General features: G+C 61.1%; 13 protein-coding genes. 8 read left to right on the top strand and 5 right to left on the bottom strand.

The genetic code is table 11. The features are described from left to right. Positions 1–415: 415 nt before the first annotated feature. From HRH33_RS00435 to HRH33_RS00410, 6 genes are all read left to right on the top strand, one after another. Positions 416–2,449, top strand: a complete 2,034-nt coding sequence (locus tag HRH33_RS00435; RefSeq protein ID WP_173603571.1) for an ABC transporter permease subunit — start codon at positions 416–418, stop codon at positions 2,447–2,449. Between the two features lie 15 nt (positions 2,450–2,464). Then, the gene (gene pstA, locus HRH33_RS00430; protein WP_034101523.1) at positions 2,465–4,135 is read left to right on the top strand and encodes a phosphate ABC transporter permease PstA; all 1,671 of its coding nucleotides are present in this window, start codon (positions 2,465–2,467) and stop codon (positions 4,133–4,135) included. Positions 4,136–4,228: 93 nt separating this feature from the next. After that, a complete protein-coding gene (pstB, locus tag HRH33_RS00425) occupies positions 4,229–5,062 on the top strand; it encodes a phosphate ABC transporter ATP-binding protein PstB (protein ID WP_016971675.1) in 834 nt (277 codons plus the stop codon). A 115-nt stretch (positions 5,063–5,177) separates the two neighbouring features. Then, positions 5,178–5,939 carry a phosphate signaling complex protein PhoU gene (gene phoU, locus HRH33_RS00420; RefSeq protein WP_034115469.1) on the top strand — a complete coding sequence of 254 codons (762 nt, stop codon included), beginning with the start codon at positions 5,178–5,180 and terminating at the stop codon, positions 5,937–5,939. 168 nt (positions 5,940–6,107) lie between these two features. Continuing rightward, positions 6,108–7,016: a response regulator gene (locus HRH33_RS00415; RefSeq protein ID WP_034139845.1), complete on the top strand. Its 909-nt coding sequence runs from the start codon at positions 6,108–6,110 to the stop codon at positions 7,014–7,016. Positions 7,017–7,113: 97 nt separating this feature from the next. Beyond that, positions 7,114–7,785 (top strand): peptidoglycan DD-metalloendopeptidase family protein, encoded by a 672-nt coding sequence (locus HRH33_RS00410; RefSeq protein WP_094064415.1) that lies wholly within the window; start codon positions 7,114–7,116, stop codon positions 7,783–7,785. A gap of 3 nt (positions 7,786–7,788) precedes the next feature. Here the strand turns inward: HRH33_RS00410 and HRH33_RS00405 are convergent, their stop codons facing one another. The 3 genes from HRH33_RS00405 to phoB form a co-directional block, all read right to left on the bottom strand. Further along, on the bottom strand, positions 7,789–9,129 hold the full coding sequence (locus HRH33_RS00405) for a hemolysin family protein (RefSeq protein ID WP_034101519.1): 1,341 nt from the start codon (positions 9,127–9,129) through the stop codon (positions 7,789–7,791). Positions 9,130–9,635: 506 nt separating this feature from the next. Continuing rightward, positions 9,636–10,922: a phosphate regulon sensor histidine kinase PhoR gene (phoR, locus tag HRH33_RS00400; RefSeq protein ID WP_243269813.1), complete on the bottom strand. Its 1,287-nt coding sequence runs from the start codon at positions 10,920–10,922 to the stop codon at positions 9,636–9,638. Positions 10,923–11,059: 137 nt separating this feature from the next. Beyond that, positions 11,060–11,749 (bottom strand): phosphate regulon transcriptional regulator PhoB, encoded by a 690-nt coding sequence (gene phoB / locus HRH33_RS00395; RefSeq protein WP_003176964.1) that lies wholly within the window; start codon positions 11,747–11,749, stop codon positions 11,060–11,062. A gap of 155 nt (positions 11,750–11,904) precedes the next feature. Here phoB and HRH33_RS00390 point away from each other — a divergent pair, with 155 nt between their 5' ends. Beyond that, a complete protein-coding gene (locus tag HRH33_RS00390) occupies positions 11,905–12,282 on the top strand; it encodes a COG4315 family predicted lipoprotein (RefSeq protein ID WP_040266711.1) in 378 nt (125 codons plus the stop codon). 119 nt (positions 12,283–12,401) lie between these two features. On the opposite strand, the gene ubiA is transcribed toward HRH33_RS00390, so the two are convergent. Together ubiA and HRH33_RS00380 are read right to left on the bottom strand one after the other, a co-directional pair. Then, complete coding sequence (ubiA, locus tag HRH33_RS00385) at positions 12,402–13,292, bottom strand: 4-hydroxybenzoate octaprenyltransferase (RefSeq protein ID WP_167417329.1); 891 nt, start codon at positions 13,290–13,292, stop codon at positions 12,402–12,404. After that, positions 13,292–13,855, bottom strand: a complete 564-nt coding sequence (locus HRH33_RS00380) for a chorismate--pyruvate lyase family protein (RefSeq protein ID WP_040266714.1) — start codon at positions 13,853–13,855, stop codon at positions 13,292–13,294. The genes ubiA and HRH33_RS00380 overlap by 1 nt, the downstream gene beginning before the upstream one ends. A gap of 196 nt (positions 13,856–14,051) precedes the next feature. Here HRH33_RS00380 and HRH33_RS00375 point away from each other — a divergent pair, with 196 nt between their 5' ends. Beyond that, positions 14,052–14,219 carry a rubredoxin gene (locus HRH33_RS00375; protein ID WP_167417328.1) on the top strand — a complete coding sequence of 56 codons (168 nt, stop codon included), beginning with the start codon at positions 14,052–14,054 and terminating at the stop codon, positions 14,217–14,219. The last annotated feature ends 12 nt before the right edge of the window (positions 14,220–14,231 follow it).

Raw genomic sequence — 14,231 nt, 5'->3', positions numbered from 1 at the left:
CGCCTTGAACCCGCCGCTTGGCTGGGTTCAAGGCCCGGGCAGGTCCGAAGGAGCTGGACCTCGCCTCCTAATTTCTAGTCCGCTGCCAGCCCTGCTACGCGGCGGATTTCCTGCGTCACTGCATTGTCATCTTTCTGTCATACAGGATCGCTAGGGTGTGCGCATGAATGATCTGGCCAATTCCACCATGACGACGACTTCTCCTCCCAAGCGCATTGATTTCAATACGCCTGAGCTGCAACGCAAGCGCCGCATCCGCGCGCTCAAAGATCGCTTCACTCGCTGGTATGTGCTGGTCGGCGGCCTTGCCGTGCTGGCCGCCATTACCCTGATCTTCTTCTTCCTGGCCTACGTGGTAGCGCCGTTGTTCCAAGGTGCTTCGCTGACCAAGGAAGACGCGCTCACGCCCGCGTGGATGCAAGACGCTGGCAAGCCGTTGCTGATCTCTCTGGAAGAACAGAATCAAGTCGCCATGCGGGTTTCCGACAAAGGCCAGGCGTTGTTCTTTGAAGTGGACACCGGTGCCGAACTCAAGCGCATCGACCTGCCGCTGCCGGCCGGTGTGAGCGTGGCGTCCATCGGTAAGGACCAACCGGGCAGCCCGCTGGTGATCCTCGGTTTGTCCAATGGCCAAGCCATGGTGTTCCGCCACACCTACAAGGTGTCCTACCCGGACGGTAAGAAGACCATCACCCCCGCGATCGAATACCCCTACGGTGAAACTCCGATCGTGCTGGACGAGGCCGGTCGCCCACTGGAGCACGTCGCGCTCAACGCCACCGACTCCTCGCTGGTGGCCGCCGGTTCGTCCGGTTCGTACTTGAACGTGCTGACCCTGAGCCGCGAAGAAAACATGATGACCGGTGAAGTCACCAGCGAGCAGAAGCGTATCGAGCTGCCGCAAATGACCGAGCCGGTGAAGGCGATCTTTATCGACCCACGCCAGCAGTGGTTGTACGTGATCAACGGCCGCGCCCTGGCCGACGTGTTCAGCCTGCGCGACAAGAGCCTCAACGGTCGATACAAATTGTTGGAAGATGGCAACGCCGAAATCACCGCCAGCACGCAGTTGGTGGGCGGCATTTCGCTGATCTTCGGTAACTCCAAGGGCGGCCTGGCCCAGTGGTTCATGGCCCGCGACCCGGACGGCGAGCAGCGCTTCAAGCCGATCCGTACCTTCCAGATGGGCAGCGCGCCGATTGTGGAAATCACCGCCGAAGAACGTCGTAAGGGCTTCACCGCCCTGGATGCTTCCGGCAAGTTCGGCGTGTTCCACAGCACCGCGCACCGCACCCTGCTGGTGGACCCGGTAGTCGACGGCCAAGGCTTGTTCGGTATGTCGCCACGGGCCAACCGCGTGATCGTGGAAGCCGGCGGCAAGCTGCAACCGCTGCTGCTGGATAACCCGCACCCTGAAGTCTCTTGGAGCGCGTTGTGGAGCAAGGTCTGGTACGAGAACTACGACGAGCCTAAGTACGTCTGGCAATCGACCGCCGCCAACACCGATTTCGAACCCAAGATGAGCCTGGCGCCGCTGACTTTCGGCACGCTCAAGGCTGCGTTCTACGCCATGCTGCTGGCCGCGCCGCTGGCCGTTGCGGCGGCGATCTACACCGCCTACTTCATGGCGCCGAGCCTGCGTCGCAAGGTCAAGCCGGTGATCGAGCTGATGGAAGCGATGCCGACGGTGATCCTGGGCTTCTTCGCCGGTCTGTTCCTGGCGCCGTATGTCGAAGGGCATCTACCGGGGATTTTCAGCCTGCTGATGCTGTTGCCGATTGGCATCCTGGTGGCCGGTTTTATCTTCAGCCGCCTGCCTGAATCCCTGCGTCTGCGTGTACCCGACGGTTGGGAAAGCGCGATCCTGATCCCGGTGATCCTGTTCGTGGGCTGGCTGTCGCTGTACATGAGCCCGTACCTGGAAACCTGGTTCTTCGGCGGCGACATGCGTATGTGGATCTCCCACGACCTGGGCATCACCTACGACCAGCGCAACGCTCTGGTGGTGGGCTTGGCCATGGGTTTTGCGGTGATTCCGAACATCTACTCCATCGCCGAAGACGCCGTGTTCAGCGTGCCGCGCGGGCTGACCCTGGGCTCCCTGGCCCTGGGCGCCACGCCGTGGCAGACCATGACTCGCGTGGTGATCCTCACCGCCAGCCCGGGCATCTTCTCGGCGCTGATGATCGGCATGGGCCGCGCCGTCGGCGAGACCATGATCGTGCTGATGGCCACCGGCAACACCCCGGTGATGGAGATGAACCTGTTCGAAGGCCTGCGCACCCTGGCGGCCAACGTCGCGGTGGAAATGCCCGAGTCGGAAGTGGGCGGCAGTCACTACCGTGTGCTGTTCCTCTCGGCGCTGGTACTGCTGCTGTTCACCTTCATCATGAACACCCTCGCGGAGCTGATTCGTCAGCGTCTGCGCAAGAAATACTCGTCGCTTTAAGAAAGGTAGAAGTCTGTGAAACAGAACTCCCTGAATGGATGGTTCAAGAGCGGCGCCCCTGGCGTCTGGATCAGCGGTGGCGCGGTGTCCATCGCGGTCATCATGACCATTGGCCTATTGGCCGTGATCGCGGTGCGGGGCCTGGGCCACTTCTGGCCGGCCGACCTGATCCAGGCCAACTACAGCGTGCCTGGCCAGGCCAACCACATCGTCATAGGCGAAGTGGTGCAGAAAGAAGAAGTGCCGCGCGAGCGCCTTAAAAGCGCCGGTCTGCCGGTGCCCGACGAAGGCCCGGAGTTCATGACCCGCGAGCTGATCAAGGTCGGTAACCGCGACCTGAACGGCAACGACTTCACCTGGATCGTCGGCGAGTGGTTGAAGGACCAGACCAAGCCTAAAGAGCTGATGGCGATTGAGCGTCGTGAGTGGGGCAACTTCTACGGCACCCTGGTCAACGTCAAGCAGGACGGCAAGGTCATCGCAGAAGGCGAGGCCGCGTGGCCGGAGCTGCAGGCCCGGGTCGACCGCGTCAACAAGCTGGCCGCTCAGCTCAAGAGCCTGGAAAAAACCGACATCGGCGCAATCAACGCCGGCCTGGAACGTATCCGCCTGCACGGCCGTAAACTGGAACTGGAAGGCAAGCTCGACGCCGCCGCCCAGGCCGACATGGATGCCGACCGCGCCGAGCTGAATGCGCGCTACCAAGACATCGAAGCACGCCTGGCCGACCTGCACGCCCAGTTCAACCGCGATGCGCTGACGGCCCGTGACGCCAACGGCAAGGAAGTGGAAATCGGCATCGGCAAAGTGGTGCACGCTTACCAGCCGAACGCCATGGGCACCATGACCAAGATCGGCTTCTACTTCAGCAAGGTCTGGGAATTCCTCAGCGATGACCCACGGGAAGCCAACACCGAAGGCGGGATCTTCCCGGCTATCTTCGGCACCGTGATGATGACGCTGATCATGGCGATGATCGTGACCCCGTTCGGTGTGCTGGCGGCGGTGTACCTGCGCGAGTACGCCAAGCAGAACACCCTGACCCGCATTATCCGGATCGCCGTGAACAACCTGGCCGGTGTACCGGCCATCGTCTACGGCGTGTTCGGCCTGGGCTTCTTCGTGTATGTATTGGGGGGTTCGGTTGACCGGCTGTTCTTCGCCGAAGCCCTGCCGGCGCCGACCTTCGGCACCCCGGGCCTGTTGTGGGCCTCGCTGACCCTGGCGCTGCTGGCGGTGCCGGTGGTGATCGTAGCCACCGAGGAAGGCCTGGCGCGGATCCCGCGGACAGTGCGCGAAGGGTCCCTGGCCCTGGGCGCGACGAAGGCGGAAACGCTGTGGAAAATCGTACTGCCGATGGCCAGCCCGGCCATGATGACCGGCATGATCCTCGCCGTGGCCCGTGCCGCCGGTGAAGTGGCGCCGCTGATGCTGGTAGGTGTGGTGAAACTGGCGCCGTCGCTGCCGCTGGACGGCAACTACCCGTACTTGCACCTGGATCAAAAGATCATGCACCTGGGCTTCCATATTTATGACGTCGGCTTCCAGAGCCCCAACGTCGAAGCCGCGCGACCGCTGGTGTACGCCACCGCGCTGCTGCTGGTGCTGGTGATCGCCACGCTCAACCTGTCGGCGGTGTGGATTCGTAACCACCTGCGCGAGAAGTACAAGGCGTTGGACAGCTGAATCTATTAGCCACAAGCGGCAAGCTACAAGCCGCTTTTGCTCAAATCTTGCAGCTTGCAGCTAAAAGCTTGCAGCTTCGAACGGAGTGAGACCATGCAACATGAAACCCATTCCCACGGCATCAACATGTCTGCCTTGGGTCGCGACAAGCAGAGCCTGAGCCTGGCTCAAGAAACCGTGGCCATCGAAGTGCCGGGCCTGAGCCTGTACTACGGTGAAAAGCAGGCGCTGTTCGACGTCAGCATGAACATTCCCAAGCAGCGCGTGACCGCCTTCATCGGCCCGTCGGGCTGCGGCAAGTCCACGCTGCTGCGCACCTTCAACCGCATGAACGACCTGGTGGACGGCTGCCGCGTGGAAGGTGCCATTAACCTCTATGGCAGCAACATCTACCGCAAGGGCGAGGACGTGGCCGAGCTGCGTCGCCGGGTGGGCATGGTATTCCAGAAGCCCAACCCGTTCCCCAAGACCATCTACGAAAACGTGGTCTACGGCCTGCGCATCCAGGGCATCAACAAGAAGCGCATCCTCGACGAAGCGGTCGAGTGGGCACTCAAGGGCGCGGCGCTGTGGGATGAGGTCAAGGACCGCCTGCACGATTCGGCGCTCGGTTTGTCCGGCGGCCAGCAACAACGTCTGGTGATCGCGCGGACCATCGCCGTGGAGCCGGAAGTGTTGTTGCTCGACGAACCCTGCTCGGCGCTGGACCCGATCTCGACGCTGAAAGTGGAAGAACTGATCTACGAGCTTAAATCCAAGTTCACCATTGTCATCGTGACCCACAACATGCAGCAGGCGGCGCGGGTTTCCGACTACACCGCGTTCATGTACATGGGCAAGCTGGTGGAGTTCGGCGACACCGATACCCTGTTCACCAATCCGGCAAAGAAACAGACCGAAGACTACATCACCGGTCGCTATGGCTAGTTGGGGTAGCTGCAAGCCGCCAGTTTCAAGCGGCAAGTAAAAGCAGTTCAACGGAACGACACACATCAGCTTGCGGCTTGTAGCTTGCGGCTTACAGCTTTTGCGGAGCAAACGCATGATTAGCAAAGAAGGCCTTACCCATCACATCTCTGCGCAGTTCAACGCCGAGCTTGAGGAAGTGCGCAGCCACCTCCTGGCGATGGGCGGGCTGGTGGAGAAGCAAGTCAACGACGCCGTCACCGCCCTGATCGAGGCCGACTCGGGCCTGGCTCAGCAAGTGCGTGAAATCGACGACCAGATCAACCAGATGGAGCGCAACATCGACGAAGAATGCCTGCGCATTCTGGCCCGTCGTCAGCCGGCGGCATCCGACCTGCGATTGATCATCAGCATTTCCAAATCCGTGATCGATCTTGAGCGGATCGGCGACGAAGCCACCAAGATCGCGCGCCGTGCCATCCAACTCTGCGAAGAAGGCGAAGCGCCGCGCGGTTACGTGGAAGTTCGCCACATCGGCGACCAAGTGCGCAACATGGTGCGCGATGCCCTCGACGCCTTTGCCCGTTTCGACGCCGAGCTGGCGCTGTCCGTGGCCCAGTACGACAAAGTCATCGACCGCGAGTACAAGACTGCCCTGCGTGAGCTGGCCACCTACATGATGGAAGACCCGCGCTCTATCTCGCGGGTCTTGAGCATTATCTGGGTGCTGCGTTCGCTGGAGCGCATCGGCGACCACGCGCGCAACATCTCGGAGCTGGTGATTTACCTGGTGCGCGGTACCGACGTGCGGCACATGGGGCTCAAACGCATGAAAGCCGAAGTTGAAGGCTCAACCGATCAAATACCTAATGTTCCGGGCGAAACTGACGATAAGTAAGGTTGCCCGAGAAATTAACGCCCGGCCTTTGGTCGGGCGTTTTTGTTTGTGGCGACTGAATTATTTGCGCGGCGGGTGAAAGAAAGTCCCGACGTGACTACAGAGTTTTGGCAAAATGCCATCAGTTAGGCGTTCTGCGTGCCGCGGTTTTTATAGGATAAAGGGTCGATGAGTAAAGTCAGTGTATTGGTGGTGGATGACGCCTCGTTTATTCGCGACTTGGTGAAGAAGTGCCTGCGTAACTACTTCCCTGGGATCAAGATTGAAGATGCGGTGAACGGCAAAAAGGCCCAGGCCATTCTAATGCGCGAGACCTTCGACCTGGTGCTGTGCGACTGGGAAATGCCGGAAATGTCCGGCTTGGAGCTGCTGACCTGGTGCCGCGAACAGACCCATCTCAAAGCCATGCCGTTCGTGATGGTGACCAGCCGTGGCGATAAGGAAAACGTGGTCCAGGCGATCCAGGCCGGTGTGTCCGGGTACGTCAGCAAACCGTTCACCAACGAACAGTTGCTGAACAAGGTCAAGCAGGCCCTGCACAAAGTCGGTCGCCTCGATGCGTTGGTCGCCAGTGCGCCAACCAAGATGAATTCGGCTTTCGGCAACGACTCCCTCAGCGCCCTGACCGGCGGCAAGCCCGAAGCCATCAAGGCTGCCCCCGCGGCCGCTGCTGCGCCCAATCGCGGCCTGCTCAATACGCAGCCGGTAAAAGCCCCGGCTGCATCTGCATCTGCCCAAGCGGGCCGTGGCCAGGGCCAACTGCGGCTGTCCAGCGGCACCCAGCAATGCGTCATCAAGGCGCTGAGCATCAAGGAAGCGCTGTTGGTGGTGCGCCGTGGTGAAATCCTGCCTCAAGTACTGGAAAGCGCGGTGCTGGACCTGGAGCAAGGCGACAACGCCGAAGTGGCGCGCCTTAACGGCTACCTGCACGCCGTCGTCGCCTTTGAGCCGAGGCCGGACAGCGACTGGCTGCAACTGACTTTCCGCTTCATCGATCAGGACGCGCAGAAGATGGACTACATCTCGCGCCTGATCGCACGGGGCACGGCGCAGAAGCACTTTGTGCCGGGTGCGTAACCCCTAGGACCCAGCGCAATACCTGTCGTAAGCGGGCTACAAGATTGTCATGAACCCTTGTTAGCCTGCCGTTCAGTCATCCCGACAGGTGCACGCCATGTTCATTCGCCTGCTGTTGTGCGGCGCGCTGGTAACGGCCGCGCCGTCGACCCTGGCCATGACGCTGTATAAGTCCATCGATGCCAATGGCGTGGTGATTTACAGCGACTGGCATACCCCCGGCGCCCAGGCGTTCGTGATTCAGCAGCGCAGCGTTGAGCGCGTACACAGGCCGCTACCGCAGGCGCCCATACCTCGTGACACCCCGCATGCTTATCGCTACCCGTTGCCGTGGCGTGGCGGGCCGTTCCGTTTGACCCAGGGACCTAACGGCAGCTTCAGCCATACCGATCCCAAGAGCCGCTACGCCATGGACATCGCCATGCCCGAGGGCACGCCGATCATTGCCGCGCGGGGCGGTGTGGTGGTGAAGACCGAAAATCAGCAGGCGGGGCGGGGCGGCGATGCGTCGGGCAATTTCGTGCGCGTGCGGCACGACGACGGCACCCAGGGCGTCTATCTGCATCTGCGGCAGGGTTCGGTCAGTGTGAAGGTGGGTCAGCGTGTGGTGGTTGGCAGCCCGCTGGGGTTGTCCGGCAATACCGGCAACAGCAGCGGGCCTCATCTGCATTTTGTGGTTCAACGCGCCACCGAGGCGGGGTTGGTGTCGATCCCGTATGAGTTCAACCAGCCGGTGGGCGCGTTGCCCAACTTTGCGTTGGGCAACTGACGGTCAATCCAGCAGCAGCACCTTGGCCAGTACGATCTTCGGACCTTTCATCTTCTTGATGATGATCCGCAGCCCTTCGACCTCCAGCACTTCCTCTTCCTCCGGCACGCGCTTGAGCGTGTCGTAGATCAGCCCGGCCAGGGTCTCGGCTTCGATGTGGTCCAGGTCCACGCCCAGCAGGCGTTCCACCTTGAACAGCGGGGTATCGCCGCGTACCAGCAGCTTGCCCGGCTGATACGCGAGGATGCCGCGTTCGGCCTTGCGGTGTTCGTCTTGGATATCGCCGACCAGCACTTCCAGCACGTCTTCCATGGTCAGGTAGCCAATGACCTTGCCGTCGGCTTCTTCCACCAGCGCAAAGTGTGCGCCGCCTTTGCGGAACTGCTCCAGCAACTGCGACAGCGGCATGTGCCGCGATACGCGTTCCAGCGGGCGGGTCAGCTCGGCCAAGTTGAAGGATTCGGGGATATGGTCCAGCGCCGCCAGTTCCAGCAGCAGATCCTTGATATGCAGCAGGCCGACGAACTCATTGCGCTCGGCGTCATACACCGGGTAACGGCTGAATTTGTGGCGGCGGAACTGCGCGAGGATTTCCTTGAGCGGCGCGTTGAAGTCCAGAGTCACCAGGTCTTCGCGGGAGTTAGCCCAGTCCACCACTTCCAGCTCGCCCATTTCTACGGCCGAGGCCAGCACTCGCATGCCTTGGTCGCTCGGGTCCTGACCACGGCTGGAGTGCAGGATCAGCTTGAGTTCTTCGCGGCTGTAATGGTGTTCGTGATGCGGGCCAGGCTCGCCTTGGCCGGCGATACGCAGGATCGCGTTGGCGCTGGCGTTGAGTAGGTAGATGGCCGGGTACATGGCCCAGTAGAACAGGTACAGCGGCACGGCCGTCCACAGCGAGAGCAACTCGGGCTTGCGAATGGCCCAAGACTTGGGCGCCAGCTCGCCGACCACGATGTGCAGGTAGGAAATCACGAAAAATGCCGCAAAGAACGACACGCCCTTGATCACTTCCGGCGACTCAACGCCCACCGCGCCCAACAACGGCTCCAGGATGTGCGCAAACGCCGGCTCACCGACCCAGCCCAGGCCCAGGGAGGCGAGGGTGATACCCAACTGACAGGCCGACAGGTACGCGTCGAGCTGGCTGTGTACGGTGCGCAGAATCTGCCCGCGCCAGCCGTTGGTGTGGGCGATGGCCTCGACCCGGGTGGCCCGCAGTTTGACCATGGCGAACTCGGCCGCAACGAAGAAACCGTTGAGCAGTACCAGGATCAGTGCAAAGAGGATCATGCCGAAATCGGCGAAGAGTGTCGCGAGGGTGATACCAGGGGAAGGGTCCATGATGGAGTTGTGCAGGTTCCGTGTGTTCAGTAAGGGGTGTCAGGCGGGCCTGAAAGGCAGGCGCAAGTCGGCCAATGTAGCGGCTGACGGGGCGCTTGCCTAGTGCCCGGTGCCGGGCGGGGCGTGGAATCTACTTTCCAAGGCACTGAAGATCCATTGTGGGAGGGGGCTTGCCCCCGATGGCGGTGGATCAGTTATGGATAAGTTGACTGTCCTCCCGTCATCGGGGCATAGGTATCTACACAAAACTAAAAGGCTCACAGATAACTCTGTGGAGAGCGGGCTTGCCCCGCGCTGGGCTGCGAAGCGGCCCCAAACCCAGGCGCCTCGCTTTGCCAGATAAAACCACATCGCCTGGAATGGGGCTGCTTCGCAGCCCAGCGCAGGGCAAGCCTGCTCACCACAACAACCTTATTTTCTCGCGTTATGTTTACGCCGAAGATGTGTAGATACCTGTGGTCATCGGGGCAAGCCCCCTCCCACATTAGTCTTATGGCGTTTTTGGGTTATTCATCTAGGCCGATGGCCCGCGAACGGGTCATCTGAGAGGGGGGAAAGTGGCAGGTGAACGTACTGCCATGCCCCAGTACGCTGCTGATCTCCAGGCGCGCGCGGTGGCGCAGCAGAACGTGTTTGACGATCGCCAGGCCGAGCCCGGTGCCGCCGGTATTGGAGTTTCGGCTGGAGTCGACACGGTAGAAACGTTCGGTCAGGCGCGGCAGGTGCTTGGCGTCGATGCCGATGCCGGAGTCCTGCACGCTCAGGTGCGCGCCTTGCTCATCGGCCCACCAACGGATGCGAATGGTGCCCTGGTCCTGGGTGTATTTCACTGCGTTAAACACCAGGTTGGAAAACGCGCTGCGCAACTCGCCCTCGCTGCCCTTGAGCAGCACCGCCGGGTCGGCCTCCAGGCTGATCTGCTGCCCGCGCTCGCCCGACAGGGCCAGAGCGTCATTCTTGATGGTTTTCAACAGGCTCGGGACCGCCACGGGCTGGTTGTCCGAGGGGTAATCGGTGGCTTCCAACTTGGCCAGCAGCAGCAGGTCGTTGAGCAGGGTCTGCATGCGTGAGCCCTGTTGCTGCATCTGCTGCAGGGCGCGGCCCCAGCGCGGGTTGATCTCGTCGACGTTGTCCAACAGCGTCTCCAGGTATCCGCAGATCACCGTCAATGGTGTGCGCAACTCGTGGGAGACGTTGGCGACGAAGTCCTTGCGCATCTGTTCCAACTGATGGATGCGCGTGACATCGCGTACCAGCATCAGGTGCTCGTTGTTGCCATAGCGCGTCAGGTATAGCTGGATGCGCACCCGGTCGTTGGTGGGCGAAGGGATTTCCAGCGCTTCGTCGTAATTGTCCTGCTCGAAATATTCCTTGAAGCGCGGGTGGCGCACCAGGTTGGTCACCGGCTGGCCGCTGTCCTGGGGCGTCTTGAGGCCCAGCAGGGTTTCGGCGGCGCGGTTCCACCATTCCAGGTTGCCATCGCTGTCGAGCATGATTACCGCGTCTTTCAACGCGGCGGTGGACTCCTGCACGCGGTCGATCACCGCTTGCAGGCGCCCGCGCACCCGCTGGTCGCGGCGTTGCAGGTGGTAGATGCTGTCGAACACTTCGCCCCACAGGCCATAGCCGTCGGGTGGCGCTTCGTCGGGTTTGTGCTGGCGCAGCCATTCATGCAGGCGAAGGAGTTGTTTGAGGGTCCAGCCCAAGTACAAACCGATGCCGATGGCCAGGCTCCAGCCGTAATAGCCACTGATCAGGCCCACCAACAGGCAGCCGGTGACCAACAGGAGCATGTGGCGGATCAAGGTGCCATGCCAATTCGAATTCACTTGAAAATACGTCCTTGGGGGGCAGCTTCAAGTTTCAAGCTGCAAGCTTCAAGTTAGAGCGATGCGGCATCTCTTGCCGCTTGTAGCTGACCGCTTGCGGTTCAACCCTTGGTTGAAAACCGATAGCCTGTACCGCGCACGGTTTGTACCAGATTCTCGTAAGCATCGCCCAAGGCTTTGCGCAGGCGGCGGATATGCACGTCCACGGTGCGCTCCTCCACGTATACGTTGCCGCCCCACACTTGGTCCAACAGTTGGCCACGGGTGTAGGCGCGCTCTTGGTGAGTCATGAAAAATTGCAGCAGACGGTATTCGGTGGGGCCCATCTCGGCCGGTTTGCCATCGATGGTCACGCGGTGGCTGATCGGGTCCAGCAGCAGGCCACCGACTTCAATAGGCGCTTCGCCGTCGGTAGGGCCGGCACGGCGCAACACAGCCTTGAGCCGCGCGACCAGCTCCCGTGGGGAAAAGGGTTTAGTGATGTAGTCATCGGCACCGACTTCCAGGCCCTGGATCTTGTTGTCCTCTTCGCCCTTGGCGGTGAGCATGATGATCGGGATATCCCCGGTCAGCTCATCGCGCTTGAGGCGGCGGGCCAGCTCGATGCCGGAGGTGCCGGGTAGCATCCAGTCGAGCAGGATCAGGTCCGGCTTGCGGTCGACGATAATGGCATGGGCCTGCTGGGAGTTCTCGGCCTCCAGGCAGTCATAGCCGGCCATTTCCAACGCAACGGCGATCATTTCGCGAATGGGCGCTTCGTCGTCAACAATCAGAATGCTCCTGCCAACCATGCTCAAAAATCCTCTTGTCATTTAACTGTCTTGCGCCGCATTAGATAACGGAATTATTGCAGTCGTGTGACAGTAATTTAGTCGCTTGGGCAATTCACGGCACTCTGGACTACCCTTTGAGTCCGAATCCTGACAACCACAAAAGGAAGGTTCCGATGACTCACAGCACTGTTTCCTGGAAAGCCCTGTTGGTAGCGGCGGCGTTGACCCTGCCCGGCCTAGCATTCGCGGCGGAGCCGGCGATGACCCAAGGTGGGATGTTGGTGGATCACAAAGGCATGACTCTCTATACCTTCGACAAGGACGCCGACGGCAATTCAGTGTGCAATGACACGTGCGCGACCAATTGGCCACCGCTGAAGGCTGAGTCCACCGACACGGCGACGGGCGATTGGAAGGTCATCACCCGTGACGACCAGACCAGCCAGTGGGCCTACAAAGGCAAGCCGGTGTACACCTACAAGGATGACAAAAAGGCCGGTGACAAGACCGGCGATGGCAAGGGTGGCGCGTGGCATGTGATCAAGCCCTGATCGTTGGGCGCTGCTCAAGCCATCGGGGGCAAGCCCCCCTCCCACCTCTTGATATGTGAATACAGTCAAATGTGGGAGGGGGCTTGCCCCCGATGAGTCCCTGCCAAACACCGCAAAACTCAGCGAAACCCGTAATCCGCCACAATCCCGACAAAAATCGCCAACCCCGCCCAGTGGTTGTGCAAAAACGCCTTGAAGCATTTGAGGCGATCGCGATCGCGGGTGTACCAGAACTCCCAGGCAAAACACCCCGCAGCCGCCAGCAGCCCCAAGTGGAACCAGCCGCCCAATTCGAAGCGCGCGCCGGCCAGCAGCAGGCACGCCAGTGAAAGACCTTGCAAGGTCAGGATGATCACGCGGTCGGCATCGCCAAACAGAATCGCGGTGGATTTAACGCCGATTTTCAGATCGTCATCGCGGTCAGTCATGGCGTAATAAGTGTCATAGGCCACCGTCCACAGCAGGTTGGCGATATACAGCAGCCAAGCCGTGGCGGGCAGATGGCCGGTTTCGGCGGTGAATGCCATCGGCATGCCCCAGGAAAACGCGGCCCCCAGCACCACCTGCGGGTAATAGGTGTAACGCTTCATAAAGGGATAGCTGACCGCGAGCGCCAGGCCGCCCAGGGACAGCCAGATGGTCGTGGCATTGGTCAGCAATACCAGCAGGAAACTGATCAGCATCAGGACCGCAAAGAACACCAGCGCTTCTTTGGAATTGATTTTGCCGCTGGCCAACGGGCGTTGCGCGGTGCGTTTCACGTGCCCGTCAACCTTGCGGTCGGCCCAGTCATTGATCACGCAGCCGGCAGCGCGCGTCAGCGTCACGCCCAGCACGAAAATCACGATATTGGCCAAGGACGGCGAGCCCTCGCCGGCAATCCACAGCGCCCATAGCGTCGGCCACAGCAGCAGGTAAATGCCGATGGGCTTGTCCATGCGGGTTAATTGAATGAAGTCCCAAGCCCTGGGATTCAGGCGGTTGAAGGATTGGAGCAGGCGTTGATACATCAGCGGTTCTCCGAAGGATCATGCAGCGCATGCCAGAAGCTCGGCAGGAAGATTTCCGCCACCAGCACGCTCAATGCGCCGCGGTCGAAACGTGAGCGGCGGGCCCACAACCCATCGGCCTGATCCGTTGTGGGCAGCCAGTGCCGGGGGTAGCGGCACACTTCAATGGCCTGGCGGGTGAACGCGCGGTCGCAGAACAGCAACTCACCCAGCGAACGGCTGCCCAATTCGTCCATCTGCAGCCCATCGCCCTGCAAGGCGCTGCGCGCCGCCACGCTGCGGGCAAACACCCAGGGTTGGCCGTGCCCGCGCAAATACACCTCGCGTACCCAGCCGATACTGGCCGGCGCCAGCTGCAGCGCAACACACTCATCCTCGCGTAGCGGCTGCCAGCCTTCGAACAGCGGCGTGACGCTAAAGCCCTCGTTGGACAGCTCGGTCAGTCGCCGCGTCAGTGAGCCTTCGTCGAACAACCAGTCGAGGGTCAACGGCGCGGGCGCCGGGTTCAGAAGGCTCTGGGGCAGCCATTGGCAAGCAGCGGGGCGGGCGAGTGAGTGCGGCACGGCGAGTCGGTATGGGCAGTAAAAGAGGCGGCGAGCTTACCATGGCGTCCCGGTCTTTTGCCGGGCTCAACCGGCCCGTTGAGTCGATGACGCTTGCATCTGCACGCCCCGGTCAGTACAAAACGCCCTGAGCCGAGTGGCAAAGCTGGATCCATCGACCGCCGGCCAATTTGCCTGGACCCTGAGGAAGTAAGTAATGAAGAAGTGGCAATGTATCGTCTGCGGCCTTATCTACAACGAAGCAGACGGCTGGCCGGATGATGGCATCGCGCCGGGCACCGCTTGGCAAGACGTCCCAGAAGATTGGCTGTGCCCGGATTGCGGCGTGGGTAAATCGGATTTCGAAATGATCCAAATCGGCTGATCTGAAATTTAA

This window comes from Pseudomonas rhodesiae, from assembly GCF_013285305.1.
GTDB classification, from domain to species: Bacteria; Pseudomonadota; Gammaproteobacteria; order Pseudomonadales; family Pseudomonadaceae; genus Aquipseudomonas; species Aquipseudomonas rhodesiae.
The sequence above is the reverse complement of the archived record's forward strand: the minus strand, read 5'-3'. Positions and strand labels throughout refer to the sequence as shown.